The sequence below is a fragment of the Salinarimonas ramus genome, from assembly GCF_014645695.1.
GTDB lineage: Bacteria > Pseudomonadota > Alphaproteobacteria > Rhizobiales > Beijerinckiaceae > Salinarimonas > Salinarimonas ramus.
Map to the genome: position 1 here is coordinate 76589 of NZ_BMMF01000004.1, position 26451 is coordinate 103039.

The following is a 26451-nucleotide window of genomic DNA, read 5'->3' on the forward strand; positions in this document are numbered from 1 at the left end:
CGCACCCTCAAAACGGCCCCACCGGGAAGAACCGCAGGTAGATCTCCGCGTAGGTGCCGTCCTCCCACAGGCGGGCGAGGGCGGCGTCGAAGGCGTCCGCCAGGAGCGCGTCGCCGGGGCGGAAGACGAAGCCGATGCCCTCGCCGAAGAAGCGCGCGTCGAGGAAGGGGCCCGACACCAGCGTGCAGCATTCCTCCGACGCCCGCCCGCCGACCCACAGGGCGAGCGCCGTGCCGTCGGCGAAGAGGAGGTCCGTCTCGCCCTCGCGCAGCGCGTCCTGGGCGGCGGACAGGCTCTCGAAGGGCACGCGCGTCGCGCCCGGCCAGAAGGTGGCGACGTAGGCCTCGTGCGCGGTCCCCGCGACGACGGCGACCCGCGCGTCCGCGAGCGCGGCCTCGTCCATCGCGTCCGGCGCGAAGCCGGCGGCGGCGGCGCGGGGCGCGGCGAAGCGGGCGGGGAAGCGGAAGAAGGGGCGCGTCGCCGCGTGCTCGGCCCGCAGGTCGGCGGTGAGCCGGATGGCGGCGGCGAGCGCGTCCCCCTCCGCGGCGTCGAGCGCGGGCACCAGCGTCTCGAAGGGCCGCGCCTGGATGGTACAGGCGAGCCCCGCCTCGAGGCAGGCCTCGCGCGCGAGCTCGACGACGAAGCCCGTGGGCGTCCCGTCCGCGCCCAGGAAATGCAAGGGCGGGAAATCCCCGCTCGTGAGGAAGCGCACGGTCCGCCCGGGCGGCACGGAGACCGGCTCGCGCGGGCTGCGCGGATCCCAGAAATTGGGAATCACCGGCTCGGGCAGCCCCGACGCGGGCTGCGCCGCCGCGGGGGCGGCGAGGAGAAGGAGGAGGAGGGCGGGGAGGAGGAGGCGCATGAGAGCGGCACGCATAAGTGATTCGACTGACGCACTAGCGAATTACGAGTAGCATTGTCAAGATACACGTCCTATGACGTGGCGCACCGTCGTATGCCATGCATAATCGCAGCTCCGAAAGACGGTGAAGGCAGGGCGGGGGTCGACGATGAAAAATGAAAACGAGGCGCCGGGCGGCGCCGCGAACGGAGACGGCTGTCCCGACGATGGCGCTACCGGGTATGCGCCGGGTGTGCAGGATTTGCCGACGGACATCGCCTTCCTCCTCGACCACGGTGTACGCCGGCCGATCCTCGAAACGGCCGCCGCTGCGGCGCGCGAGAGCGGCGTCGATGCGAGCGACGTCCTGCTCGCGCGCGGCCTCGTCTCGCAGGATCGCTTCTACCGCGCCCTGGCGGCCGCGGTCGAGGCGCCATTTCTCGCCGATGTCACCCTGGGCCCGCAGACGCTGTTTCCGGACGCGATCGTCGCCCGCCGAGCCGTCCTCGCCCACGGCGGTACGAGCACGCCGATGCTCGTCACTACGCCGGACGGCCGAGAGACGACCGCTCTGCTCGAGCGGGGAAAGGCTCCTGCGGGCTACGCCATCACCACGCCGCCTATCCTGCGCCGAGCGGTCTTCGGGCTGCACGCCGCGGAGATCGCGCGCCGCGCGGCGCACACGCTGCCGGACAAGGCACCGCACTTCTCCTATCGCGACGGTCCGCACGCCTGGCAGATCTACGGTCCGTTCGTCTTCGCGACGGCGCTGCTCCTCGGCACGGCCCTCGTGAGCGGGACTTTGGCCGTCGCCGGAATGGTCGCCTGCCTGATCTTCGTCGTCATGGCGGCGCTGCGGGGGGCGACATGCCTCGAGGACGTCCCGACGAGCCCGCTGCGCTGGACGCCACGCATGCCGGATGTCGCGCTGCCGGTCTACACGATCCTCGTGCCGCTCCTGAACGAGGCCGAGGTGGTCGCCCCGCTGGTGGAGGCGCTCGCAGCGCTCGACTACCCGCTGGAGAAGCTCGACATCAAGCTCCTGGTGGAGGCGCACGACGTCTCCACGGCCGCCGCCATCGAGGCTCTGGCTCTGCCGGCCGCCTTCGAGACGATCGTCGTCCCGCGCGGCGAGCCCCTCACCAAGCCCCGCGCGCTCAACGCCGCCCTTCCCCTCGCCCGCGGCGCCTTCACCGTCGTCTACGACGCCGAGGATCGGCCCGATCCCGATCAGCTGCGCCTCGCCGTCGCGGCCTTCGACCGGGAGGGCCCCGACCTCGCCTGCCTCCAGGCCCGCCTCGTGATCCACAATTCGCAGGACGCGCTGATCGCCGCGCTCTTCGCCATCGAGTACGCGGCGCTCTTTGACGTGGTCAATCCGGGGCTCCTGCGGCTCGGGCTGCCCATCCCGCTCGGCGGCACGTCGAACCATTTCCGCACGAGCGCGCTCGCCGCCATCGGCGGCTGGGACGCCTGGAACGTGACGGAGGACGCCGATATCGGGCTGCGGCTCGGCGCGCTCGGCCTGCGCATCGGGGATCTGCCGTCGGCCACGCGGGAGGAGGCGCCGACCCGCCTGCCCGTCTGGCTGCGCCAGCGCGCCCGCTGGATGAAGGGCTTCCTGCAGACGCTCCTCGTCCACACACGCGCGCCGCGGCGCACGCTCGCGGTCCTGGGTCCGGCGCGGACGATCGCGGTGTGGCTCCTCGTGGGGGGCACGGTGCTCTCGGCGCTGCTCTTCCCGCTCTCGCTCGCCATCGGGCTCGGCATGGTGCTCGCCGCCGCGGCCGCGCTCGTCGGCGCCGCGCCGGAGGCGGCGCTCCTCGACGATCTCGTGACGCACGCCTCCATCGCGACGCTCGCGCCGCCGCTCCCCTTCCCCGTCGCCGTGCTCGCCGCCACCACCTTCGCGGTGGGCATGGCCGCGACCCTCGTCGTCGCCGAGATCGCGCTGCGCCGACGAAAGCGCCGCGACCTGCGCCCCATGCTGGCGCTCCTGCCGGTCTACCTCGTCCTCGTCTCGCTCGGCGCCTGGCGCGGCGTGTGGGACCTCGCGCTGCGCCCCTACCATTGGCACAAGACCACCCACGGCCTCGCCCCGCCCGAACGCCTCCTCCCCCGCCTGCGCCGCCACGCCGGCGCGCTGCGCGCGCGCCTGGGCGGTGGACGCGTGCGTGGTCGGGCCCCGGCAGAGTGAGGCTCCGACGGTGGCGCGGAGGAGAACGGGCCTAGTTCCGCGTGCCATGGCCTGCTAGCCTGGGCACCGGGCATGAGGGGGACGCCGGCGATGACGATGCGCGATTTCGTGACGACGCGGCTGGGGCTGATCGCCGTCGCGATCGCGTCGGTGACGGGGCCGCAGGCCGCGCTCGCGTCGCAGGAGGCGATCCTCGCGCTCGAACGTCTGGAGATCGGCGAATTCTGCGCCGAGACGAGCTTCCTCGACGGCTACGCCACGCCGGTCGACGCCAACGGCGACGATCGACCCGACTACGTCGTGAACACGCAGCTCCTTCTGTGCGACGGAAGCCAGATGATGTTCTGCGGGTCCGCGGGCTGCACGCATCGGGTCTGGGTGCAGCGCTCCGACGGCGGGTACGATCTCGCCTATGACGGGCTCGTCTACGAGATCACCTTCGACCGCCCGGACGAGCCGTCGTTCCTCGCGCGCGGACGCGGGGGTGACACGCGGGTTCGGCTCGCCTCCGTCGGGCCCACGGCGCCGCAGCCAGACGCGGCGCCCGGCGCCCACGGCCCCTTCTCCAGCGAGCGATGGACCTACCATCCGGACCCGGTCCCCCACGCGGGAGTGGCGGATCTCGAGGGCGGCGCGCTCTGGCTCGCGTGCGAGAGCGGGAGCATCCGCGTGCGCTACACGGCGCAGTGGATGTTCGAAGACGGTGCAATTTCTGATTTCGTGCGCGAATGGGATCGAGATTACGGCCTCGTGCCGACTTTCGCGGCCGTCGGGCGCGAGATCGACCTGCCGTCGAGCGTCGACGAGCGTGCCAACGCGGTGGCCGCGGACGAACTCGTCGATCCGGCCGGCCCGCTGGTCGAGATCCTCGCGCGCGGGGACTTCGTCACCGTGTACCACGGCGGCTCGCTGGAGCACGAGCTCCAGTACCCGCTGCGCGGCTCGTCCGCCGCGCTCGCCTCGCTACGCGCCGCCTGCGGCTGAGGAGGAGGAGGAGGGCACCCCAGCCCGTCCTCAGATCCGCGCCAGCAGCTCCTGCGCCACGTCCTCCGGCGCCTGGGCCGTGTTGAGGCCGGCGACGAAGCGGCCTTGCTCGTCCATGATGTAGACGATGGCCGTGTGCTCCATCGTGTAGTCCTCGCCATCGAGCGGCACCTTGCGGGCGAAGGCGCGGTAGGCGGAGACGACCTGCGCCACCTGCTCGGGCGAGCCCGTGAGGCCGAGGATGCGGTCGTCGAAGCTCGAGACGTAGCTCTTCATGATCTCCGGCGTGTCGCGCTCGGGGTCCACCGTGACGAACAGCGCGCGGATGTCGCGGCCGGAGCGCTCCTTCACCTCGTCGAGGGTCTGCGCGATCTCGAAGAGCTTCGTCGGGCACACGTCCGGGCAATGGGTGAAGCCGAAGAAGACGAGGTGCGGCTCGCCCGCGAAATCCGCCTGCGTCACGGCGCGCCCGTCGTGATCGACGAGGGTGAACGGCCCGCCGACGTCGGAGGCCGCGACCTCGCGCCCCTGGGGCGTCAGCGTCAGCACGGCGGCGATGCCGAGCGCCACGAGCCCGAACAGGAAGGCGGCGAAGGGCAGGACGAGGCGGCGGGTGCGGTCTGTCATCGGTCTCTTCGGGTCGGAATGTGCGTCATCGGCTCGGCCCCGATGTAATCCCTCAGAAGCACCACGCCAATGCGGCGAGAACGACCTCGTTGAACACGGCCGGCCCCTGCACGGCCCACATCATCAACCCGGCGCCGGCGAGCGACGCGACGCCGAGCGCGAGGAGAATCACGCCGGCCCGCGAGATTCGGGCGGCGCCCGGCTCGGTGGCATTCTCGGCGGCGGGAGGCGATGCGCGGTTCGACATGTTTCGCAGGATAGCGCCATTCGGGGAGGCAAGCAACCAGCGATCAAGCACGCCGTCAAGATAGTACAACCCTTCAACGGATTGAATTTTTACATCTGCTAAGCGCACCCAGCACAATGCAGCCTAGCGGGTCTGCGCGCATAAACCATCGCAGTGCTTGCAACTTTTCCGCAGATGACAGAAAATCGCTACGATGGCATCTTGCAGGTGTTTCGATCCAACCGAGGCTGACGTGTCCGACCCGATGTTCACCAAGGAAAAGATGTTGCTGCTGGTGCGCGAGATCGCCGTCCTCATCGACTCGGACCTGAGCTGGATCGACCCCGAGCGGCGCAGCGACTTCGTCGACCGCCAGCGGGCGGAGCGCGACGAGGCGCTCGACCTGGTGCTGGCGCAGGAGCCGAGCCCGGAGGACCTGCCGGAGGCGGAGCGCATCCTGCGGCATCTGCGCGCCCGCCCGGTGGACGCCGCCCGGGCGGACGCGCTCGAGAGCTGGATGAACCTCGCGCGCAGGCCCCAGACGTAAGCGAAGGGCGGTTTTCGGGGGAACCGCGCCGCCCGCCGCGGCATTGCGCCGGCACGTTCCCGCAGGCACCATGGCGCGCATGCCTCCCACCTCACGCTACCGTCCCGATCCCCGCCACCTCGCCCTCGGCCCGGCCTTCTACGACCCCGTCGCGCCGGCCGCCTTCCCCGATGCGCGGCTGCGATTCCGCAACCGGCGCTGGGACGCGCGGGTGGGCCTCGACGGGCTCGACGAGGCGGAGTGGATCGAGCGCATGGCGCGCTTCGCACCGCTGCCCGACAACATCCCGCAGCCGCTGGCTTTGCGCTACCACGGCCACCAGTTCCAGACCTACAATCCGGACCTCGGCGACGGCCGCGGCTTCCTCTACGCGCAGATGCGCGACGCGGAGGACGGCCGCCTCCTCGACCTCGGCACCAAGGGCTCGGGCCAGACGCCCTATTCGCGCTTCGGCGACGGACGTCTGACGTTGAAGGGCGGCGTACGCGAGGTGCTCGCCACCGAGATGCTGGAGGCGCTCGGCGTCTATACCTCGAAGACCTTCAGCCTCGTGGAGACCGGCGAGGCGCTCGCGCGCAACGACGAGCCCTCCCCCACCCGCTCCGCCGTCATGGTGCGGCTCTCGCATTCCCACGTGCGCATCGGCTCCTTCCAGCGCCTGCTCTTCCTCAACGAGGGCGCCGATCTCGAGCGGCTCCTCGCCTATTCCATCGAGACCTACCACCCCGACGCCGTCGCCCCCGGCGAGCCGGCGGCGGTGGGCTTCCTGCGCGCGGTGACGCGCGAGGTGGCGATGATGGGCGCGGAGTGGTTCCAGGCGGGCTTCGTCCACGGCGTCCTCAACACCGACAACACCACGATCACCGGCGAGAGCTTCGATTACGGACCGTGGCGCTTCCTGCCGGTGCTCGATACGGGCTTCACCGCCGCGTATTTCGACCAGACCGGCCTCTACGCCTTCGGCCGCCAGCCGGCGGCTCTGCACTGGAACCTGTGCCGCCTCGCGGACTGCTTGCGCCATCTCGCCGACGACGACGCGCTCGTCGCCGCGCTCGCGCCCTTCGGCGACGTGTTCGACGCGCATCTCTCCCGGCTGAGCCGGGCGCGGCTGGGGCTCGATCCGGACGACCCTGCCGCGGAGGAGGCGCCGGCCCTGTTCTACCGGGCGCTGGCGAAGACCGGGCTGCCCTTCGAGCGGGCCTTCTTCGACCTCGCCTTCGGCGCCGATCCCGCGCGCATCGCCGCCAGCCCTCATGCGGACGCCTACGGGCAAGCGGACTGGGCCGAGGCGATCGCCGCCCTGCGCGCCGCCCCGTCTCATCCGCGACGCGACGAGGCGGCCACGCACCCCTATTTCGCGCGCGAGGCGCCGGTGACGATGCTCATCGACGCCGTCGAGGGCCTGTGGGCGCCCATCGCCGAGCGCGACGACTGGAGCGCCTTCGAGGCGACGCTCGCCGACATCGCCGAGCTCCGCGCCGCCTACGACCCGCTCCTCGCCGGCCCGAGACGCGGCTCCGTCACGCCCTCGTGATCGGCGCGCGAAGGCGCTTCCGTTCGGGCGGACGGCTTCCCATATGGCGGTCATCGGCCTCCAAAGGGTCGAGACCCCGTACTTCGGCGCGGCCTCGCGAGAGGTCGCGCCGCTTTTTTGTCGGGCTCCATGTTTTGTCCGGCTCATGGAAGGCGCGCAGCGGGGCGCATGCGGGTTCGCACGGAGGCCCTCGGCCCTTGTACGGCAGATGCATCAGTGTATTCTAATATTCGTATCCGAAGCGGGCACGCCGCCCCTTCCACTGATCTCGTGCCTCGGGAGCCTCCTCATGAGCATCGACCGTGCCGTCCTCGTCTTCGCCGGCTTCATGGTGCTGGTGTCGCTCGTCCTCACCCACACCGTCTCGCCGCACTTCGTCTGGCTCACGGCTTTCGTCGGCCTGAACCTGATCCAGTCCGCCTTCACCGGCTTCTGCCCGGCTGCCATCGTGATGAAGCGGCTCGGCCTGCGCCCGGGCAACGCGTTCTGAGCGTCGGCGACGCGCGGCGCGCCCTCTCCCCCGAGGCGCGCCGCGGGATCGTTAACGCGGCTTAACGGCTCGCGCCGCTCACCTCACTCCTGGGCGGGCTGAAACTTTAACATTCGTAATATTCCTTACCGTAAGCTCCTCCGACTGCCGCCCACGCGTGCATCGAGGGAGCCTGCCGTGCAGTTTTCAGGGATCGACGACGCCGCGCCCCTCCTCCTCGCCGCGCTCCAGGCGACGCCGGTCAACGTGACGATCGCCGACGCCCGCCGGGCGGATCGCCCTCTCGTCTACGTCAATCCCGCCTTCACCCGCACCACCGGCTATACGGCGAAGGAGGTGCTCGGGCGCAATTGCCGCTTCCTGCAGGGTCCCGACACCGATCCCCACGCGCCCGATCGCATGCGCCGGGCGCTCGCGCGCGGCGCGCCGATCGAGCTCGAGGTCCTCAATTACCGCAAGAACGGCGAGCCGTTCTGGAACGCCCTCGTGATCACCCCGGTGCGGGACGCCGCCGGTGCGCTCACGGCCTTCGTCGGGCTCCAGGTCGACGTCACCGCCAAGCGGCGCGAGGCCGAGCGCGAGACCCACGACGCCAAGATGCGCGCGCTGGGCGCGCTGGCGGGCGGGGTCGCGCACGAGATCAACAACCTCCTCCAGCCGATGCTCTCCTTCCCCGAGCTGATCCGCCCCGCCCTCCCCGAGAGCGCGCAGGACGAGCGGGCTTGGCTCGGCCTCATCGAGGACCACGCCCGCGCCGCCCGCGAGACCGTGCGCGCCATCCTCGGCTTCTCGCGCCGGGACGCGCCGGTGCACGCGCCGATCGATGCGCGCGAGGCGATCGAGCGGGCGCTGGCGCCCCTCGCGGCGACGCTGCCGGAGGGCATCATGCTCGTGCGCGAAGGTGCGCTGGCCCGCGGCGAGGCGCTGGGCTCGCTCACCATCTGCTCGGCCACGCTCGCCCGCGCGCTCGCCAACCTCGCCGGCAACGCCGTCCACGCCATGCGCAAGGCCGGCGGCGTGCTGTCGGTGGGCGCCGCGCGCCGGGGCGGCGAGCTCGTGATCGAGGTGGCGGATACCGGCTGCGGCATGGCGCCGGACGTGGCGAAGCGCGTCTTCGAGCCCTTCTTCACGACGAAGCCGCTGGGCGAGGGCACCGGGCTCGGCCTCGCCCTCGTCCACGCCGACGTCACGCGCTACGGCGGACGCATCGACGTGGCGAGCGCGGTGGGCGTGGGCAGCCGCTTCACGCTGCGCCTGCCCCTCGCCGAGGCGGCGGACGAGCCTGAGGACATCGAGACCGGCCGATCGGGCGCGCGCGCCGCGTGACCCACCCGAGAATGAACGAGAAGAGGAGCGAGACGAGCATGGCACGCATCCTGGTCATCGACGACGTGGCGGGCGTGCGCCGCTCCATCGTCGCGAGCCTCAAGCGGCACGGGCACGAGGTCGAGGAGGCCGCGAACGGCGCCGACGGCGTCGCCAAGGCCGCGCGGGTGCGCCCGGACCTCGTCGTCACCGACATGCTGATGCCCGGCATGGACGGCATCGACACGATCGAGCGCCTGCGCGAGATCCCCGGCGGCGGCGCCATCAAGGTCCTCGCCATCTCCGGCGGTGGCTCGCTCGTGCCGGCGGCGGACGCGCTCATCGTGGCGGAGGCCATCGCCGACGGCGTGCTGCCCAAGCCCTTCGACAATACCGAGCTCGAGGCCGCGGTGACGGCCCTCGTCGGCGGGCGTTGACATGAAGCGGCTCGGCGAACTCTCCGTCGCCGGGAAGATCGGCGCCGGCCTCGGCGCGATCCTCCTGATCATGGCCGTCGTGGGCGGCCGCACGCTGCAGAGCCTCGACGACATCGGCACGAGCTTCTCAGCCTACGAGCGCGCCGCCGAGCAGGTGGAGCGCGCGCAGGCGCTGGAGCTCGCGGTGGCGGGCTTCGTCGGCTCCGTGAAGGAATACGTCGCGCGCAACAGCGAGGCGCGCTTCCGGGCGACGTTGGGCGTCTACGAGGGCGTGAGCACGGCGATCATCGAGGCCGGGACGCTGGCGGAGGGCGACTACGCCGCCGCCCTCGCCCGCGCCGGCGAGGAGGTCTCGGCGACCCGCGAGAGCTTCGAGGCCTTCGGTGCCCTGCGCAACGCCCGCAACGCCCTCGTCGACGACGTGCTGCGCGAGGGCGGCACGGCGGCGCGCCGCGCGCTCTCCGGCTCGATGGAGGCCGCCCACCGCGCCGGCGACGTCGACGGGCTGGCGAGCCTCGTCGAGGCCGCCGTCTCGCTGATGCTCGCGCGCGACTACGCCAACCGCTATCTCGACGATTTCCAAGTGGAGGATCTGGAGCGGGCGCGCTCCGAGATCGCCGCCACCATCGCGGCGCACCAGCGTCTCGCCGGCGGCCCATGGGAGACGCCCGAGGCGGCCCCGCTCATCGCCTCCTTCGCGGATGGGCTGGAGCGCCTGGAGGCCGTCGTCGCCGACGAGCGCGATGCCGCCGCGACCTTCTTCGAGACGCGCGTGGGCGCCGTCGTCGCGGCCGCGCGGGACATGGCGATCGCCGCCAAGGACGAGGAGGCACGCGCCGCCGCGCTCCTCTCCGCGCGCAAGGCCGAGGCGTTCTGGCTGACGCTCGTCGCGATCGGCGTCGGCGTCGCCCTCGCCGGCTTGGTGGGGCTCTGGCTCGCCCGTGCGATCGCGCGCCCGATCCGCCAGATGACGGCGCTGATGGGCCGCATCGCCGCCGAGGAGAACGGCATCGACATTCCCCACCGCGACCGCGCCGACGAGGTCGGCGCCATGGCGCGCGCGCTCGCCCATTTCGACGAGGCCGGTCGGGAGCGCCGTCGCCTGCAGGAGGCTCAGCGCGTCGCGGGCGATACGGCGCGGCGGCGCCAGGACGAGATCGACCAGCTCGTGTCCATGTTCGGCAAGTCCGTCGACGGCGTCCTCGGCCATCTGGAGCGCGCCTCGCAGGGCATGGGCGACACCTCCCGCGGCATGGTCGACACCGCCGAGCGCAACCTCGCCCAGGCCGACGTCGTCGCGACCATCACGCGGCGCACCGCCGACAGCATCCGCGCGGCGGCCGCGGCGACGCAGGAGCTCGCCGCCTCCATCGACGAGATCTCCAGCCGCGTCACCGAGGCGAGCGGCCTGTCGGGCCGCGCCGCCGGCGTCGCCGTCGAGGTGCGCGAGGACGTCGGGCGCCTCGGCGAGACCATCGGGCGGATCTCGTCGGTCGTCGACGCCATTCGCGCCATCTCCGAGCAGACGAACCTGCTCGCCCTCAACGCCACGATCGAAGCCGCCCGTGCCGGCGAGGCGGGCAAGGGCTTCGCCGTCGTCGCGGCCGAGGTGAAGCAGCTCGCCGGCCAGACGACGCGCGCGACCGAGGAGGTGGCGGAGGCGGTCGAGGCCGTGCGCGCGTCCGCCGATCGCGCGGGGGCCGCGAGCCTGCGCATCGCGGAGGTGATCGCCGAGCTCGACGGCGTCTCCCAGAGCGTCGCCGCCGCGACCGTCGAGCAGCAGGCGGCGACGGGCGAGATCGCCCGTGCGGTGCAGGAGGTCAACGACGAGGCGGCTCGCGTTCTCACCGAGATCGAGACCGTGCGCGAGACCGGCATGGGCGCGCGCGCCGCCTCCGACGACGTGCAGCGCGCGGCGGGCGCGCTGCAGGCGGAGACGAAGCACTTCTCCGAGGAGGTCCTCGCCTTCCTGGAGGGGATCTCCACCTCGGAGCTGCGCGACGCCATCGAGCGGCGGGCGATCGAGCTGGAGGCCAGCGTCGAGACGAAGAGCGGCACCTGGCGCGGGCGGATCTTCCGCATGTCGCCGGCGCTGGTCGAGATGGATCCCGGCCTCGCGGCGCGCCCAGGCGAGAGCGTGACCGTGACGCTGCCCGGCCTCGGCACGGTCAAGGCCCGCGTCGCGGAGATCTCGCCGCGTCGCTCGGCGCTGCAGCTGCCGATGGATCGCGAGAGCCTGGAACGCACCGCACGCTGGCTCGCGGCCGCCTGACGGCTCGCCTCAGCCGTCGACGGAGATGCCGAGGCGGCGCATCTTCTCCCAGAGCGTGGTGCGCGAGACGCCCAGGCGTTGCGCCGTCTCCTGGATGCCGTTGCCCGTGGCACGCAGCACGGCCTCGATATGCGCCTTCTCCGCCGCCTCGCGCACCTCGGCGAGGGTGAGGCCCTCGGCGGGCGCCGGGGCCGTCGCCGCCGCGGGCGCCGAGGCTGCGGCGAGCGAGCCGGGGCGCGCGTCCGGGAAGAGGTCCGCGGCCTCGATCGCCGCGCCCTCGCACAGAGCGACCGCGCGCTCGACGCGGTTCTTGAGCTCGCGCACGTTCCCTGGCCAATCGTAGCCCCGCGCGGCCGCCTCCGCATCCGTCGCGACGGCGATGCGCACACCGCGCAGCCGCGGTCCGGCCTCCGCGGCGAAGCGGGCGAGCAGCGGCGCGATCTCGTCGGGGCGCTCGCGCAGCGGGGGAATGCGCACGGTCAGCACGTTGATGCGGTACCAGAGGTCCTCGCGAAAGCCGCCGCGGGCGACCTCCGCCTCGAGGTCGCGATGGGTCGCGCAGACGAGGCGGGCGGTGAAGGGGATGGGACGCGTGCCGCCCACCCGCATCAGCTCGCGCTCCTGCACGAGCCGCAGCAGCTTCGCCTGGAGGCTCGCGTCGAGCTCGCCGATCTCGTCGAGGAAGAGCGTCCCCTCCCCCGCCGTCTCGGCGAGGCCGAGGCGGCGCTCGGAGGCGCCGGTGAAGGCGCCCTTCTCGTGGCCGAAGAGCGCGCTGTCCACGAGCTCGGGCGCGAGCGCCGCGCAGTTCACCGCGAGGAAGGGTGCGGCCGCGCGCCGGCTCGTGGCGTGGAGGAAGCGCGCGGCGACCTCCTTGCCCGTGCCGGTCTCGCCGGTGAGCAGGACCGGCAGGTCGACGTCCGCCACCCGCTCCAGCGTGCGCCGCGTCGCGGCCGTTGCAGGCGAGAGGCCGAAGGAGGCGAAGGGATCGCCGGCGTCGGACTCCTCTCGCGCGGCGCCCGCGGCCTCCCCCGCATCGGCACCCGCGGTGGCGGCGCCGAGCTTGTCGACGACCTCGTCGATCTCGAAGGGCTTCGCCACGTAGTCGCGCGCGCCCATCCGCACGAGCCGCACCGCCTGATCGATGCCGCCATAAGCGGTCATGAAGATCGTCGGCACCGCGCCGGCGCGGGCGAAGACGCCGCGCATCAGGCTCTCGCCGTCGCCGTCGGGCAGGCGGATGTCGCACATGACGGCGTCGGGCGTCTGGCGGCCAACCGCCTCCAGCGCCTCGGCACAGGTTTTCGCCCAGCGCACGTGCCAGCCCTCCAGCGCGAGGCGCTGCTCGAGGGAGGCGCCCAGGATCTCGTCGTCCTCGACCACCAGGATGAAGCCGCGCCCGCTCACGACGCCGCCTCCGCCGCGCGCGCGGGCGCCCCGATCGCCTCGTCCTGCGGCCCCACGGGCAAGCGCACGATGACCCGCGTGCCCTCCCCGGTGCGGCTCTCCACCCGGATCTGGCCGGAGAGATCGTCGATGAGCCGCGAGACCATCCACAGGCCGAGCCCCTTGCCCTTGGTCAACGGCGTGGTGCTGCGGCCCGAGGTGACGAAGGCGAGGACGTCCTCGGGCATGCCCTCGCCGGAATCGGACACGACGAAGGTCGTCGCGCCCGCGTCCTGGCCGACCGAGAGCCCGACGCGGCCGTGGTCGGGCGAGGCCTTGCAGGCGTTGAGCAGGAGGTTCAGCAGGACCTGCCGCAGCGCGTCCGTGTCGGCGGCGATGGGGCGCATGTCCTCCACGCTCCAGTCGAGCGCCACGTGACGCCGCCGCGCCTCCGGGGCGACCAGCAGCTGGATGTCCATCAGATCCTCGCGGGAGAAGCGCATGCGGCCCGGCGCCGGGCGGTAGGTGGAGAGCATGGCGTCGGCCACGCGCTCGATGGAGCGCAGCCCCCGCTCGATGAGATCGAGGGTCTGGGCGCGCACCTCCTCCTTGTCGCCGAAGCGCCGCAGCGTCGAGACGCCGTTGAGGAGGCCCGCCAGCGGGTTTCGCACCTCGTGGGCGAGGCCGGCGGCGAGCTTCGCCAGAAGCGCGTCGCGCTCCTTCTCGCCGAGATCCGCGAGCGCCTGGCTGCGCGCCTCCTCCGCCTCGAGCCGCGTGGCGATGGCCTCGCGCAGCCGCGAGATCTCGGCGCTCACCCGCCTCGGCTGCGCCGTACCCGAACCGTCCTGCCTCACGAGCTCGCTCGCCAGCGCGTCGAGGGGCGCCACCGCGCGGCGGGTGATCACGAAGGTGAACAGCGCGGCGATGCTCGCCAGGACGAGGTCGATGACGATGGCCCACGCCTCGTCGCGGGAGAGCTCGGCGACGATGTCGCTCGCGTCGAGCGCCGCGACGAGCTCGAGGCGGGTGCCCTCCACCTCGTAGGCGCGCGCGATGATGGCGCGCACGCCGGGCTCCGCGCGCGTGAAGGTCACCGCCCCCGCCGGCGCGGCGGCGATGGCGGCGAGCGCCTGGGCCATGTCCGCACCGCCGGGATCGCCCCGCGAGACCGAGCGCGTCTCGCCGTCCGGGCCGCGCCAGCGTGCGACGAGGCTCTCCTCGGCCATGGTCTCGCGGAAGGCGAGCGGATCGTCGAGGAGATCGGCCACCGCCGCCTCCCCACCGTCGAGGCGCGGGGCGACGACGCCGGCGAGCGCGTTGAGGAAGATCGTCGCCTTGGCCTCGAGCGCGCGCACCTCGCGGCTCTCGAGGATGGCGAGACCGATCTGGGTCGTCCCCACCGCCACGGCGAACATGGTGATCGACACCCCGAGCGGCAGGAGGAGCGTCAGCGGCCAGCGGCGGGAGGAGGCGATGCGCATGGCACCTTTCTAGGAGCGCGCCCTCGCATTGTCATCAGGAAGAGGCCGCGCCCTCCCCGCTCAGCGGGTTTCGCGGGTTCCAGGCATAGCGCAGGGTCTCGAAGCGCATGGCGCGGGCGTCCACCATGAGCAGGCGCCCCACCAGCCCCTCGCCGAAGCCGACGATCTCGCGTACGACCTCCATCGCCATCATCGAGCCCATGACGCCCGCGAGCGCGCCCAGGACGCCCGCTTCCGCGCAGGTGGGGATCGTGCCCGGCGGGGGTGCGTCGGGGAAGAGGCAGCGATAGGTCGGGTTCGGCCGCCCGTCGGGGCCGCGCTCGTGGGCGCGGATCGTGGTGAGCGTCCCGTCGAACTGGCCGAGCGCCGCCGTCACGAGCGGGCGTCCCTCGTGGAAGCAGGCGTCGGAGACGGCGTAGCGCGTGGCGAAATTGTCCGAGCCGTCGGCGACGAAGTCGTAGCCGGCGACGAGCGCGCGGGCGTTCGCCGCGTCGAGCCGCATCGCATGCGCCTCGACGGCGACGTGCGGGTTGAGGCGCGCGACCGCGTCCGCGGCGCTCTCGACCTTCGAGCGCCCCACGTCCGGCGTGCCGTGGATCACCTGGCGCTGGAGGTTGCCCAGATCGACCACGTCGTCGTCGACGATGCCGATCGTGCCGATCCCCGCCGCCGCGAGGTACTGGATCAGCGGCGCGCCGAGGCCGCCGGCGCCGATCACGAGGACCCGCGCCGCCTTCAGCTTCGCCTGGCCCGGGCCGCCAACGTCCTGGAGGACGAGGTGTCGGGCGTAGCGGGCGATCTCGTCCTCGGCGAGCGCCATGACTTCACCCTTGGCGGCGCGGCCCGAGGATCGCGGTCGCGAGCTTGCGGAAGGCGCGCGCCCGATGCGAGAGGCCGCTCTGCGGGTCGCTCCAGTCGATGCCGTGCTTATCCTGCGCGCTCATCTCGCCGAAGGTGCGGCTCTCGCCCTCGGGCTGGAAGATCGGGTCGTAGCCGAAGCCGGCGTTTCCGCGCGGCGGCCAGACGAACGCGCCTCGGGTGCGGCCCTCGAACAGCTCCTCGTGCCCGTCCGGCCAGGCCACCACGAGGGCGGAGACGAACCAGGCCGACATGTCGGTCGCCGCGCGCTTGTCGAGCTCGTGCTTCACGCGCTCCATGGCGCGGCCGAAATCGCGGTCCACGGCCCAGTCGGCGGAGAACAGGCCGGGCGCACCGTCGAGGGCGAGCACGCACAGGCCGGAATCGTCGGAGATGGCGGGCATGCCCGTCGCCTTCGCCGCGGCGTGGGCCTTGATGGCCGCGTTCTCCGAAAACATGTGGCCGGTCTCGTCGGGCACGGGCAGGCCCTTCTCGCCCGCCGAGGTCGCCTCGACGCCGAAGGGGGCGAGCAGCTCCCGCATCTCCCGGAGCTTGCCGGCATTGTGGGTGGCGATGACGACGGGGCCTTCGAGGCGACGATGGGGCATCTCTCGCGCTCCTCTCAGGCGATGGCCTGCTTCTGCTTCTCGACCAGGTTCGCGACGCCGGCCTTGGCGAGGCGGAGCAACCCGAGCAGCTCCTCTTCGGAGAAGGGCTTGCCCTCCGCCGTGCCCTGCACCTCGACGATGCCGCCCGAGCCCGTCATGACGAAGTTCGCGTCCGTCTCCGCGGCCGAATCCTCGGCATAGTCGAGATCGATCACCGGCTTGCCCTGGTGGATGCCGCAGGAGATCGCCGCGACGTGGTCGCGCAGCGGGTTCACCGAGATGATGGAGCGCTTCATCATCCAGGCGAAGCACTCGTGCAGCGCCACCCAGGCCCCCGTGATCGAGGCTGTGCGGGTGCCCCCGTCCGCCTGGATGACGTCGCAATCGACGACGATCTGCCGCTCGCCGATGGCGTGCAGGTCGACGACGGCGCGCAGCGAGCGGCCGATGAGGCGCTGGATCTCCTGCGTGCGGCCGGACGGCTTGCCGGAATTCACCTCGCGGCGCGTGCGCTCGTGGGTGGCGCGCGGCAGCATCGCGTATTCCGCCGTCACCCAGCCCTTGCCGGTGCCGCGCAGCCAGCCGGGCCCGCGCTCCTCCAGCGAGGCGGCGCACAGGACCTTCGTCTCGCCGAAGGTGACCATGCACGAGCCCTCCGCGTAGCGCACCACGCCGCGCTCGAGGGTGACGGGGCGCATCTCGTCGGGCGCGCGCTTCGAGGGCCGCATGATGGGATCTCCGTTGTTGGCGGCTCGCGTCTTACGCCTCGCGGGAATGCGGGGCAAGGCGCGGGGTTATTCCTTATCCGGATCGCGGAACAGATCGATCCGCCGTTCCGCATCCGCTCGGGCCTCGGCGAGGAGCTTGTCGAAGTCGTTTGGTGGATCGCCTCTGTCGAGCATGGCCTTGAAGACTGAGTAAGCGTCCGTACGGCTCCCGTAGGCCCGCAGCGTGGAATCGTCGTTCAGCCACACGAGGAGGATGATCTTGGCTCTACTGTCGAAGCGGTAGAACAACCTGTATTGCTGGAAGAACTTTGCTCTGAACCAATGCTTCCGGTCCGCTCCCAGTGTTTTCCCCTGACGAAAGCTCGCATGGCCAGGGTCCGCGGGGATACGCTCGCGAGCAAGCTTGAGAACAGCCACTAGACGCTTGGTGCTCGCACGTCGTCGATAGCCCTCGGGATCGCGGCGCCTGTCTTCCAGGAACTCGCCACGCAACAGCTCCAGCTGCTCTGCAAAGAGCGGATGGGCGATGATCGTCCACCCGTTCTCGACAATCTCGGCCCCGGCCGCCACGTCGCCTCAACCGTCCTCCGGATCGAGCGGTGCATCGAGGTCGACCTCGATGCCCTCGACCATCGCTGCAGTCTCATCCATCCATTGGCGGCTGAGCGGACGCAGCCGCTCGGGATGCGCTGCGATGTCCGCCTCGAGAAGATCGAGGAAAGCTCCGAGCGCCGGATCAACTTCCTCGTCTCGAACCGCTTCGATGTATACGCGGCCGGTCGGCTCGACGCAGTAGCGGATCTGATCGCCTTTCCGAAGGTCCAGTTGCCTGCGCACCCCGCTCGGCACGGTCGTTTGGTAGCGATCGGTCAGCTTCGACGTTTCTTCCTTGAGCGCCGACATCGAACAACCTCTTCGCAATGAGTGCTGACTTGCCCAGAAGGTAATGCGAACGCATTGTGCCCGCAACCCGCCAGCCCGTGCAACGCCCCCCTCGCGCTCGCGCGCGATCCGTTCTAGGAATGGCGCCAGCCGACCCCATATGGGGAGGCGAGCGAGCCGCACTCGCGAGAACGAATCCGGATTCCGGTGGAATCGCCGATTCGCCCCCGTTTCGTTCGACGCCCGTTCCGTGCGCTCGTTCCCAGGCGACCGCCCCCGAGATCCAGCTCCCCGCCAGATGCCACGCCTCTCCCTTCCGCCGCAGGCCCGCTCGCGCGGGGTGACCGCGGTCCTCGGCCCGACCAACACGGGCAAGACGCATCTCGCCATCGAGCGGATGCTCGGGCATTCGTCCGGCATGATCGGGCTGCCGCTGCGGCTTCTCGCGCGCGAGGTCTATGCCCGCGTCGTCGAGCGCGCGGGCAAGGACGCCGTCGCCCTCGTCACCGGCGAGGAGAAGATCAAGCCCAAGCACCCGCGCTACTGGATCTGCACCGCGGAGGCGATGCCCCGCGACCTCGATCTCGCGTTCGTCGCCATCGACGAGATCCAGCTCGCCGCCGATCTCGACCGCGGCCACGTCTTCACCGATCGCCTGCTCAACCAGCGCGGTCGCGACGAGACGCTGCTGATCGGCTCGGGGACCATGGAGCCGCTGGTGCGCGCGCTCATCCCCGGCATCCACGTGACGACGCGCCCGCGGCTCTCGCAGCTCACCTTCTCGGGCTCGAAGAAGCTCTCGCGCCTGCCCGCGCGCACGGCGATCGTCGCCTTCTCGGCGGAGGAGGTCTACGCCATCGCGGAGCTGATCCGCCGCCAGCGCGGCGGGGCGGCGGTGGTGCTGGGCGCGCTCTCGCCACGCACCAGGAACGCGCAGGTCGCGCTCTACCAGTCGGGCGACGTCGACTACCTCGTCGCCACCGACGCCATCGGCATGGGGCTCAACCTCGACGTCGACCACGTCGCCTTCGCGGCAGACCGCAAGTTCGACGGCTTCCGCTTCCGCAAGCTCAACCCCTCCGAGATCGGGCAGATCGCGGGCCGTGCCGGGCGCCACCTGAACGACGGCACGTTCGGCACGTCGGGGCGCTGCGACCCGTTCGACGTCGAGCTCGTCGAGGCGGTGGAGGCGCATCGCTTCGAGCCGGCGCGCATTCTCCAATGGCGCAATCCCGATCTCGACTTCCGCTCCCTCGACGCTCTCCAGCGCTCTCTGGCGGAGGTGCCGCAGGAGCAGGGGCTGACCCGCGCGCCGATGGCGGAGGACGTCGCGGCGCTAGAGATCCTCGCCCGCGACGATTCGGTGCGCCACCACGCGAACGGCCGGGCGAACGTCGAGCGGCTGTGGGACGTCTGCCAGGTGCCGGACTACCGGAAGGTGTCGCCGCAGACGCATGCCGACCTCGTCTCGGCCATCTACCTCTTCCTGATGCGCGACGGCGCCGTTCCCGACGACTGGTTTCGGCGGCACGTCTCGCTGCTCGACCGGACCGACGGCGACATCGACACGTTGTCGGCGCGGATCGCACAGGTGCGCACCTGGACCTTCGTCGCCAATCGACCGGACTGGTTGGGCGATCCGGAGCATTGGCAGAGCGTGGCGCGTGCGGTAGAGGACAAGCTGTCGGACGCGCTGCACGAGCGGCTGGCGAGCCGGTTCGTGGACCGGCGGACCAGCGTGCTGATGCGGCGCTTGAGAGAGAACGCGATGCTTGAAGCGGAAATTTCGGCGAGCGGCGACGTGAGCGTCGAGGGCCAGCACGTCGGGCGCCTGTCCGGGTTCGTCTTCGTACCGGACCCGGACGCCTCCAGCGACGAAGCCAAGACCCTGCGCAACGCCGCCGTGAAGGGGCTCGCCAGCGAGATCGAGGCCCGGGCGGACCGCTTCTCGACCGCGGCGGACACGTCCTTCGTCCTGTCGAACGACGGCACGATCCGGTGGCAGGGCGAGCCCGTGGCCAAGCTCGAGGCGGGCGAGAAGCTGTTCGAGCCGCGCATCCGCCTGATCGCCGACGAGCACCTCACCGGCGGCGCGCTGGAGAAGGTCGAGGCCCGGCTGCAGGCCTGGATGAAGGCGCACGTGGTGCGCACGCTCGGCCCCCTCCTCGATCTCGAGGAGCCAGCCGACCTGACCGGCATCGCCCGCGGCATCGCCTTCCAGATCGCCGAGGCGCTGGGCGTGCTGGAACGCGCGCGCGTGGTGCAGGAGGTCCGCGGGCTCGATCAGCAGGCCCGCGCGGCCCTGCGCCAGAAGGGCATCCGCTTCGGCGCCTACCATCTCTACCTGCCGGCCCTGATGAAGCCCGCGCCGCGCACGCTGGCGGCGCAGCTCTGGGCGCTGAAGAACGGCGGGCTCGACCAGAAGGGCATCGACGAGATCGCGGCGCTCGCCTCCTCCGGCCGCACCTCGATCCCGGTCGACACGGAGGTCGCCAAGGGGCTCTACCGCTCCGCGGGCTTTCGCGTCTGCGGCGGGCGGGCGGTGCGCGTCGACATCCTCGAACGCCTGGCCGACCTGATCCGCCCCGCCATGGCCTACGTGCCCGGCCAGTCCGTCGGCGAGCCACCGGCGGGCGCCGCGGAGGGCGACGGCTTCGTGGGGACGGTGGCGATGACCTCCCTCGTCGGCTGCGCCGGCGAGGATTTCGCGCAGATCCTGAAGTCGCTGGGCTACGTCTCCGAGGAGCGCCCGGGCCCGGCGATCACCTCGCCGATCCTCAAGCCCGCCCCGACCCAGCCGATCGCGCCCGTCGCGGCCGAGCCGGCGGCGAGCGAGCCGGCGGCGGAGGGTGATGCGGGCAGCACGGACGCGGTCTCGGCCGAGGGTGCGAGCGAGGCTCCGGCCGAGGTCGAGGGATCCGCGGATGCCGAGGCGCCGCAGGTCGAAGAGGCCGTGGGCGCAGAGCCGGAGAGCGCTGCTCCCGAGAGCGACGCGCCCGAGAGCGACGCGGTTGCGGGCGACGCGGAGGCGGAGGTCTCCCCCGCGGCGCTCGAGACCGCCAACGAGCCGGTAGCGGCCGAGGCTCCCGCCGAGGCGTCCGCGACGGAGGCCGAGGCGGAGGCCGAGACGGTCGCCGAGGCGGTCACGGAGCCGGCTTCCGAGGCCGGCGAGGCCGCGCCGGCGGAGGCCGCGCAGCACGAGACGATCGTCGTGTGGCGCCAGGGTCGCCGTGAAGGTCGCGGCCGGCCGGGTCGCCGCGGCGAGCGCCCCGGTCGCGACGCGCGCGGCCCGCGTCGCGACGGCAGGGGTGGAAGTGCGGGCGACCAGGCCCCCCGCGGCGAGGGCGAGGGCGAGGCCCGTCGCGCCCGCGAGGGCGGCGGCGAGGGTCGCCGCAACGGCAAGGACGGCCCGCGCGGACCGCGCAAGGACCCCTTCCGCGGCGCGGACCAGCCGCGCGGCGGCGGCGGTCGCGGGGAGGGCCGCAACGGCGGCTCCTTCGGCGGCAAGGGCGGCGCGCCTCAGCAGGGCCGCCCGCCCCGGCGCGAGAAGCAGGCGGATCCGGATTCGCCCTTCGCCAAGCTCGCGGCGCTCAAGGCGCAGCTCGAGGAGAAGAAGTGATGGGCGCCTGAGCCGTGCGGGAGGATCGCCAGCGCCTCGACAAGTGGCTCTGGTACGCGCGCTTCGCGCGCACCCGCACGCTCGCCGCCAAGCTCGTCGAGGCCGGCCACGTGCGCGTCAACGGCCAGCGCCAGACCAACCCGGCCAAGGGCATCGCCATCGGCGACGTCCTCACCGTGGCGGCCCCGCACGTGACGACCGCCATCCGCGTCCTCGACCTCGGAGAGCGCCGCGGCCCCGCGACCGAGGCGCAGACGCTCTACGAGGAAGCGGGGTGAGGATGGGGGAGAGCGTTCTTTGTCATCCCGGGCGCCGAACGGCGGCCCGGGACCCATGAACACAGGTGCTCGCTCTAGCGCGCGCGATAGCGCGCGTGGCCACCGAACGCCTGCATCGGCCCCCGGTGGACGGACGCGCTCCCGCGCGCCGTGACCCCACCCTCACACGTTCCGGATACCGGGTCCGCTTCGCGGCCCGGAACGACATCCCTCAGCCGCCTCCCCCCTCCCCCACCTCCGACCTCAGCCGGTCCAGCACGGCCGCCACCTCGTCTTCCTCCAGCACGTCGATGGCGAGAAGGCGGGTCGCGGCGAGGCCGTGGAGGGCGAGATACGCGATGGTGGCGCGGTCGGGGTCGGCGGCGTTCTCGCGGATGGCGTCGAGGAAGCCGCGCTCGCGTCCGCGCACCGGCTCGAGGATCGCGGGATCCTCGACGAGCGCCGACAGCATGCCGGCGCTGGGGGGCGCCTTGCACAGGCGCTCGGCGACGAAGGTCTCGAGATAGGCGGCGATCACGCCATCGTGACGAGACTTCGCCTCCTCGATGGCGAGCGCCGCCTCGAAACGCGCGAGCTGGTGCTCCACGAGGCCGCGCAAGAGCGCCGCCTTGGACGGAAAGTGGTAGAGCAGCCCGCCCTTCGAGACGCCGGCCTTCGCGGCTACGGCCTCCAGCGAGACGGATGCGGGACCGACCTCTTGCGCGATCTCCTGGGCTGCGCGCAGGATGCGCGTACGCGTGCTTTCGGTCCCTTTCGTCACGGCTGCTCCTTGACAGGCGGGCTCATACGGTCCAGTTCCCAACCGTCCGGACGGTACACTCAGCGGCCGCCCGCGTGCAAGCGTGACACTTCGAGCACGCGTGACACTCCGAGATCGAGCCCGACCCCATGATCCTGCGCTTCATCATCGCCATCGTCCTCGTCGCGCTCGTCGGCGGCGGCCTCGTCGGCTTCAACCTGTTCCGGGACCGGATGATCGCGGACTTCTTCGCGAACATGCCCGTCCAGCCCGCCACCGTGTCGGCGACGACGCTGGAGGCGGAGACCTGGCAGCCGACCATCGAGACGATCGGCACGGTCAACGCCGCGCAGGGCGTCGAGCTGACGGTGGAGGCCGGCGGCATCGTGCGCGAGATCGCCTTCACGTCGAACGCGGAGGTCGAGGCGGGCGAGCTCCTCGTGCGCCTCGACGATGCCGTGCAGCAGGCGGACGTGGACGCCGCGCGCACGCGCCTCGCCCTCGACGAGCAGGATCTCGCCCGCGCCCGCGACCTGCAGAGCCGCGGCGCCGGGACCGAGGTGAACGTGTCGAACGCCGAGGCTGCGGCGCGCTCCTCGGAGGCGCAGCTCGCCCGCGCGGTGGCGGTGCTCGAGCAGCGCAGGCTGGTGGCGCCCTTCTCCGGCACGATCGGCCTGCCGCGCATCGACCTCGGCCAGTACATCACGCCGGGCACGATCGTCGCGACGCTCCAGGACCTCGACACGATGCGCGTCGACTTCACGCTGCCCGAGCAGCGCCTGCCCGACGTGGCGATCGGCCAGCCCATCCGCGTCTCCGGCGAGGGCGTCTCGGGCGAGATGACCGGCGAGATCGTCGGCATCGATCCGCGGGTCGACCCGGCGAGCCGCCTCTTCGCCGTGCGCGGCGCGGTGTCGAACGAAGCCGGCGGCCTCACGCCCGGCCAGTTCGTGCGCATCGCCATCGTGCTGCCGCAGGAGGAGGGCGTCGTCGCCGTGCCGCAGACGGCGCTCGTCTCGAGCCTCTACGGCGATTACGTCTTCCGCATCGTGCCCGCCGAGGAGGGCGAGGGCCTCGCCCTCGACCAGGTCTTCGTCCAGCCGGGACGGCGCGCCGGCGGGCTGATCGAGATCGTGTCGGGCCTCGCGCCGGGCGAGCGCATCGTCACCGCGGGCCAGAACCGGCTCTCGAACAACATGCCCGTCGTGATCGACGGGGCGGGCGAGGCCTCCGAAACCGCCCCCACCTCCGAAACCGCCCCCGCAGCCGAGAGCGCCGCGCGATGAGCCCGTCCGACATCTTCATCAAGCGCCCCGTCCTCTCGACGGTGCTCGGCCTCCTCATCCTGCTGCTCGGCTTCCAGGGCCTGTTCGGGCTCCAGACGCGGCAGTACCCGGAGGTCGACGAGACGGTCGTGACCGTCACGACCGTCTATCCCGGCGCCTCCGCCGAGCTGATCCAGGGCTTCGTCACCTCCCCCATCGCCCGCGCCGTGGCGACGACGGAGAACGTCGACTACGTCACCACGCAGTCGCGCCCCTCCGCCTCCGTCGTGACGGTGAACATGCGGCTCGGCTCCGACCCGGACGCTGCGCTCACGGAAGTGATGTCGAAGGTCAACGAGGTGCGCTCGTCGCTGCCCTCCGAGGCGGAGGACCCCGCCATCGTCAAGGGCACGGGGATGACCTTCGCGACGATGTATTTCGCCCTGCAGAACCCGAACATGACCGCGGAGCAGGTGACGGAATACATCGAGCGCGTCATCCGCCCGCGGATGTCGACGATCGAGGGCGTCGCCGAGACCGAGGTGATCGGCGGGGCGCAATACGCCATGCGGGTGTGGATCGACCCGGTGCGGCTCGCAGCCCGTGGCCTCACGGCGGCGGAGGTGCGCCAGGCGATCGACGCCTCGAACTTCCTCTCCGCCCCCGGGCGCACGAGGAACGAGCTCGTCACCTACCCGATCACCATGCGCTCGACGCTGCAGACGCCCGAGGCCTTCGCCCAGCTGCCGCTCTCCGGCCAGGGCGACGACGTCGTGCGCCTGCGCGACGTGGCGCGGGTGGAGCTCGCGGCGGAATCGAACGACACGATCGTGAACTTCAACGGCGAGCCCGGCACCTTCATCGGGCTCTTCCCGACGCCCGGCGCGAACCCGCTCGACATGGCGGCCGCCGTGCTCGAGGAGATCCCCGCCATCCAGGCGACGCTGCCCGACGGCATGAGCCTCACGCTCATGTACGATTCGACCGAGCAGATCGGCGCCTCCATCGACGAGGTGTTCCGCACCATCGTCGAGGCGACGGTGATCGTCGCCGTGATCACGCTGCTCTTCCTCGGCTCGTTCCGGGCCGTGTCGCTGCCGCTCGTCGCGATCCCGCTCTCGCTCGTCGGCACGCTCTTCATCCTCCTCCTGATGGGGTACTCCATCAACCTCCTGACGCTGCTCGCCATGGTGCTGGCCATCGGCCTCGTCGTCGACGACGCGATCATCGTCGTCGAGAACGTGCAGCGCCACGTCGACGAGGGGATGAGTCCCGCGCGCGCCGCCTTCGTGTCGATGAAGGAGCTGTTCACCTCCATCGTCGCGATGATGCTGACGCTGGTCGCCGTGTTCACGCCGCTCTTCTTCACGGGCGGCCTCACGGGAGCGCTCTTCCGCGAGTTCGCGGTGACGCTCGCCGGCGCGGTGTTCATCTCCGGCATCGTCGCGCTCACCATCTCGCCGATGATGGCGGCGCGGGTGCTCAAGGCCGGCCACAGCCGCTTCCAGAACGCGCTGGATCACGGCTTCGGCAAGCTCGAGGGCTGGTACGAGCGCCGCGTCGCGGGTTCGCTGCGCTTCCGGGCGGTGACGATCTTCGTCGTCGTGGCGCTCGTGGGCGTCACCGGCTTCCTGTTCACCAAGACCTCGGGCGAGCTGGCGCCGGAGGAGGACGTCGGCGCGCTGTTCTCCATCGTCAACGCGCCGGCCTACGCCACCTCCGATTACACCCGCGCCTACGTCGACGAGATGCGCGTGCGCACGCAGGACCTGCCGGAGCTGTCCGCGAACTTCTCCATCGTCGGCTTCGGCGGGCAGACCAATTCGGCCATCGCGCTGTGGGCCTTCGACGACTGGGCCGAGCGCGAGCGTAGCCAGGCGGAGATCCAGCAGGACCTCCAAGGCCGCATCGCCGGCATCACCGGCGTCGAGGCCTTCGTCTTCGCGCCGCCCACTTTGCCCGGCGCCGGCGGCGGCCTGCCGATCTCGGTCGTGATCCAGACGACGAGCTCGCCCGCCGACGTCTACGAGATGGCCGAGCAGATCCGCCAGGAGGCGCAGGCGTCGGGCCGCTTCATCGTCGTGCAGAACTCGCTGTCCTTCGACACGACGGAGGTCGTCGTCACCATCGACCGCGACCGCGCCGCGGCGCTCGACGTGCCGGCCTCCCAGGTCGGCGCGACGCTGGGCCTGCTCGTCGGCGGCGGGGCGATCTCGCAGTTCGACCGGGATTCGAACAGCTACGACGTGATCATGCAGGTGCCGGCCGAATACAGGGACAATCCCGAACGCCTGGGCGAGCTCTACGTTCGCTCTCGAGGCGGCGACATGGTCCCGCTCTCGGCGATCTCGAACATCGAGACCGGCGTCGCGGCGGCGACGATCGAGCAGTTCAACCAGCTCAACTCGGCCACCATCTCGGCGCTGCCGCTGCCGGGGGTCTCCACCGGCGACGGGCTCGCCGAGATCGTCTCCATCGCCGAGCGCGTCCTGCCGGACGGGTTCTACATCGACTACGCGGCGCAGTCGCGGCTCGAGGTCGGCGAGGGCAACACCATCGCCATCGCCTTCGCGCTCGCCATCGTCGTGATCTACCTCGTGCTCGCGGCGCAGTTCGAGAGCTTCCGCGACCCGTTCGTGATCCTGATGTCGGTGCCGCTGTCGATCTTCGGCGTGATCGTGCCGCTCAACCTCGGCCTCTCGACGCTCAACATCTACACGCAGGTCGGGCTGATCACGCTGATCGGGCTCATCACCAAGCACGGCATCCTGCTCGTGGAGTTCGCAAACCAGCTGCGGCGCGAAAAGGGCCTGACCCGCGAGGCGGCGATGGTCGCCTCAGCCAAGCTGCGGCTTCGCCCCATCCTGATGACGACGGCGGCGACGGCGCTGGGCGTCGTGCCGCTGATGACGGCGGAAGGCGCGGGCGCGGCGGCGCGCTTCTCCATGGGCCTCGTGATCTTCTCGGGGATAACGGTGGGCACGCTGTTCACGCTCTTCGTCGTGCCGACCTTCTACACGCTGCTCTCGCGGCGCGAGCTGAAGGGCGAGCTCGACGAGAACGGCGAGCGCCTCGCGCCCGGCGCCCATCCGGCGGCGCATCCCGCGGAATGAAGACGTGGAGCGTGGCCCGTCACGCTTTGACCGGTGT

23 protein-coding genes are annotated in these 26451 nt (G+C 71.7%); 12 read left to right on the forward strand and 11 right to left on the reverse strand.

What is annotated here, in order from left to right; genetic code table 11:
* Positions 1-7: 7 nt before the first annotated feature.
* Positions 8-862, reverse strand: a complete 855-nt coding sequence (locus IEX89_RS07070) for a transporter substrate-binding domain-containing protein (RefSeq protein WP_244645152.1) — start codon at positions 860-862, stop codon at positions 8-10.
* A 241-nt stretch (positions 863-1103) separates the two neighbouring features.
* Between IEX89_RS07070 and IEX89_RS07075 the strand changes: the two genes are divergently transcribed.
* Together IEX89_RS07075 and IEX89_RS07080 are read left to right on the forward strand one after the other, a co-directional pair.
* The gene (locus tag IEX89_RS07075; protein WP_244645154.1) at positions 1104-3038 is read left to right on the forward strand and encodes a glycosyltransferase family 2 protein; all 1935 of its coding nucleotides are present in this window, start codon (positions 1104-1106) and stop codon (positions 3036-3038) included.
* 90 nt (positions 3039-3128) lie between these two features.
* Positions 3129-4022, forward strand: a complete 894-nt coding sequence (locus tag IEX89_RS07080) for a hypothetical protein (RefSeq protein ID WP_188911161.1) — start codon at positions 3129-3131, stop codon at positions 4020-4022.
* A 30-nt stretch (positions 4023-4052) separates the two neighbouring features.
* On the opposite strand, the gene IEX89_RS07085 is transcribed toward IEX89_RS07080, so the two are convergent.
* Complete coding sequence (locus IEX89_RS07085) at positions 4053-4649, reverse strand: SCO family protein (RefSeq protein ID WP_188911163.1); 597 nt, start codon at positions 4647-4649, stop codon at positions 4053-4055.
* Positions 4650-4701: 52 nt separating this feature from the next.
* Entirely contained in the window at positions 4702-4965 is a 264-nt protein-coding gene (locus IEX89_RS07090) for a hypothetical protein (RefSeq protein WP_188911165.1), read from the reverse strand.
* A 163-nt stretch (positions 4966-5128) separates the two neighbouring features.
* On the opposite strand from IEX89_RS07090, the gene IEX89_RS07095 reads away from it, so the two are divergent.
* The 6 genes from IEX89_RS07095 to IEX89_RS07120 all read left to right on the forward strand — a co-directional run bounded on the left by IEX89_RS07095 (position 5129) and on the right by IEX89_RS07120 (position 11460).
* Positions 5129-5422 (forward strand): hypothetical protein, encoded by a 294-nt coding sequence (locus IEX89_RS07095; RefSeq protein WP_188911167.1) that lies wholly within the window; start codon positions 5129-5131, stop codon positions 5420-5422.
* Between the two features lie 79 nt (positions 5423-5501).
* Positions 5502-6956 carry a protein adenylyltransferase SelO family protein gene (locus IEX89_RS07100; protein WP_188911169.1) on the forward strand — a complete coding sequence of 485 codons (1455 nt, stop codon included), beginning with the start codon at positions 5502-5504 and terminating at the stop codon, positions 6954-6956.
* A gap of 289 nt (positions 6957-7245) precedes the next feature.
* Positions 7246-7446 carry a YgaP family membrane protein gene (locus IEX89_RS07105; RefSeq protein WP_188911171.1) on the forward strand — a complete coding sequence of 67 codons (201 nt, stop codon included), beginning with the start codon at positions 7246-7248 and terminating at the stop codon, positions 7444-7446.
* Positions 7447-7623: 177 nt separating this feature from the next.
* Complete coding sequence (locus IEX89_RS07110) at positions 7624-8772, forward strand: ATP-binding protein (RefSeq protein WP_188911173.1); 1149 nt, start codon at positions 7624-7626, stop codon at positions 8770-8772.
* Between the two features lie 38 nt (positions 8773-8810).
* Positions 8811-9188: a response regulator gene (locus tag IEX89_RS07115; protein ID WP_188911175.1), complete on the forward strand. Its 378-nt coding sequence runs from the start codon at positions 8811-8813 to the stop codon at positions 9186-9188.
* Position 9189: 1 nt separating this feature from the next.
* Positions 9190-11460, forward strand: a complete 2271-nt coding sequence (locus IEX89_RS07120; protein WP_188911177.1) for a methyl-accepting chemotaxis protein — start codon at positions 9190-9192, stop codon at positions 11458-11460.
* A 9-nt stretch (positions 11461-11469) separates the two neighbouring features.
* On the opposite strand, the gene IEX89_RS07125 is transcribed toward IEX89_RS07120, so the two are convergent.
* From IEX89_RS07125 to IEX89_RS07155, 7 genes are all read right to left on the reverse strand, one after another.
* Positions 11470-12864, reverse strand: a complete 1395-nt coding sequence (locus IEX89_RS07125; protein WP_188911179.1) for a sigma-54-dependent transcriptional regulator — start codon at positions 12862-12864, stop codon at positions 11470-11472.
* Positions 12861-14324: a sensor histidine kinase gene (locus IEX89_RS07130; RefSeq protein WP_188911182.1), complete on the reverse strand. Its 1464-nt coding sequence runs from the start codon at positions 14322-14324 to the stop codon at positions 12861-12863. Before IEX89_RS07130 ends, IEX89_RS07125 begins: the two co-directional genes overlap by 4 nt.
* 34 nt (positions 14325-14358) lie before the next feature.
* Positions 14359-15144 (reverse strand): HesA/MoeB/ThiF family protein, encoded by a 786-nt coding sequence (locus IEX89_RS07135; RefSeq protein WP_188911184.1) that lies wholly within the window; start codon positions 15142-15144, stop codon positions 14359-14361.
* Between the two features lie 4 nt (positions 15145-15148).
* Entirely contained in the window at positions 15149-15790 is a 642-nt protein-coding gene (locus IEX89_RS07140; RefSeq protein WP_188911186.1) for a non-canonical purine NTP pyrophosphatase, read from the reverse strand.
* 14 nt (positions 15791-15804) lie between these two features.
* Positions 15805-16518 carry a ribonuclease PH gene (rph, locus tag IEX89_RS07145; protein ID WP_188911188.1) on the reverse strand — a complete coding sequence of 238 codons (714 nt, stop codon included), beginning with the start codon at positions 16516-16518 and terminating at the stop codon, positions 15805-15807.
* A 66-nt stretch (positions 16519-16584) separates the two neighbouring features.
* A complete protein-coding gene (locus IEX89_RS07150) occupies positions 16585-17088 on the reverse strand; it encodes a type II toxin-antitoxin system YhaV family toxin (protein ID WP_188911190.1) in 504 nt (167 codons plus the stop codon).
* 6 nt (positions 17089-17094) lie between these two features.
* Entirely contained in the window at positions 17095-17421 is a 327-nt protein-coding gene (locus tag IEX89_RS07155; protein ID WP_188911192.1) for a type II toxin-antitoxin system PrlF family antitoxin, read from the reverse strand.
* Positions 17422-17698: 277 nt separating this feature from the next.
* Between IEX89_RS07155 and IEX89_RS07160 the strand changes: the two genes are divergently transcribed.
* Positions 17699-21019, forward strand: a complete 3321-nt coding sequence (locus tag IEX89_RS07160; protein ID WP_188911194.1) for a helicase-related protein — start codon at positions 17699-17701, stop codon at positions 21017-21019.
* 14 nt (positions 21020-21033) lie between these two features.
* Complete coding sequence (locus IEX89_RS07165; RefSeq protein WP_188911196.1) at positions 21034-21297, forward strand: RNA-binding S4 domain-containing protein; 264 nt, start codon at positions 21034-21036, stop codon at positions 21295-21297.
* Positions 21298-21508: 211 nt separating this feature from the next.
* Here IEX89_RS07165 and IEX89_RS24615 read toward each other — a convergent pair whose 3' ends face one another.
* Positions 21509-22057: a TetR/AcrR family transcriptional regulator gene (locus tag IEX89_RS24615; RefSeq protein ID WP_188911198.1), complete on the reverse strand. Its 549-nt coding sequence runs from the start codon at positions 22055-22057 to the stop codon at positions 21509-21511.
* 128 nt (positions 22058-22185) lie between these two features.
* Here IEX89_RS24615 and IEX89_RS07175 point away from each other — a divergent pair, with 128 nt between their 5' ends.
* Together IEX89_RS07175 and IEX89_RS07180 are read left to right on the forward strand one after the other, a co-directional pair.
* The gene (locus IEX89_RS07175) at positions 22186-23322 is read left to right on the forward strand and encodes an efflux RND transporter periplasmic adaptor subunit (protein ID WP_188911200.1); all 1137 of its coding nucleotides are present in this window, start codon (positions 22186-22188) and stop codon (positions 23320-23322) included.
* Positions 23319-26414: an efflux RND transporter permease subunit gene (locus tag IEX89_RS07180; protein WP_188911202.1), complete on the forward strand. Its 3096-nt coding sequence runs from the start codon at positions 23319-23321 to the stop codon at positions 26412-26414. Before IEX89_RS07175 ends, IEX89_RS07180 begins: the two co-directional genes overlap by 4 nt.
* Positions 26415-26451: the final 37 nt, after the last annotated feature.

What these genes read in the sequence shown, in the direction of transcription:
- IEX89_RS07105 (WP_188911171.1), top strand. Translation starts at nt 7,246, where the DNA reads ATGAGCATCGACCGTGCCGTCCTCGTCTTCGCCGGCTTCATGGTGCTG.
- IEX89_RS07160 (WP_188911194.1), top strand. Translation starts at nt 17,699, where the DNA reads ATGCCACGCCTCTCCCTTCCGCCGCAGGCCCGCTCGCGCGGGGTGACC.
- IEX89_RS07080 (WP_188911161.1), top strand. Translation starts at nt 3,129, where the DNA reads ATGACGATGCGCGATTTCGTGACGACGCGGCTGGGGCTGATCGCCGTC.
- IEX89_RS07135 (WP_188911184.1), bottom strand. Translation starts at nt 15,144, where the DNA reads ATGGCGCTCGCCGAGGACGAGATCGCCCGCTACGCCCGACACCTCGTC.
- IEX89_RS07155 (WP_188911192.1), bottom strand. Translation starts at nt 17,421, where the DNA reads ATGTCGGCGCTCAAGGAAGAAACGTCGAAGCTGACCGATCGCTACCAA.
- IEX89_RS07115 (WP_188911175.1), top strand. Translation starts at nt 8,811, where the DNA reads ATGGCACGCATCCTGGTCATCGACGACGTGGCGGGCGTGCGCCGCTCC.
- IEX89_RS07085 (WP_188911163.1), bottom strand. Translation starts at nt 4,649, where the DNA reads ATGACAGACCGCACCCGCCGCCTCGTCCTGCCCTTCGCCGCCTTCCTG.
- rph (WP_188911188.1), bottom strand. Translation starts at nt 16,518, where the DNA reads ATGCGGCCCTCGAAGCGCGCGCCCGACGAGATGCGCCCCGTCACCCTC.
- IEX89_RS07120 (WP_188911177.1), top strand. Translation starts at nt 9,190, where the DNA reads ATGAAGCGGCTCGGCGAACTCTCCGTCGCCGGGAAGATCGGCGCCGGC.
- IEX89_RS07180 (WP_188911202.1), top strand. Translation starts at nt 23,319, where the DNA reads ATGAGCCCGTCCGACATCTTCATCAAGCGCCCCGTCCTCTCGACGGTG.
- IEX89_RS07100 (WP_188911169.1), top strand. Translation starts at nt 5,502, where the DNA reads ATGCCTCCCACCTCACGCTACCGTCCCGATCCCCGCCACCTCGCCCTC.
- IEX89_RS07175 (WP_188911200.1), top strand. Translation starts at nt 22,186, where the DNA reads ATGATCCTGCGCTTCATCATCGCCATCGTCCTCGTCGCGCTCGTCGGC.
- IEX89_RS07140 (WP_188911186.1), bottom strand. Translation starts at nt 15,790, where the DNA reads ATGCCCCATCGTCGCCTCGAAGGCCCCGTCGTCATCGCCACCCACAAT.
- IEX89_RS07130 (WP_188911182.1), bottom strand. Translation starts at nt 14,324, where the DNA reads ATGCGCATCGCCTCCTCCCGCCGCTGGCCGCTGACGCTCCTCCTGCCG.
- IEX89_RS07070 (WP_244645152.1), bottom strand. Translation starts at nt 862, where the DNA reads ATGCGCCTCCTCCTCCCCGCCCTCCTCCTCCTTCTCCTCGCCGCCCCC.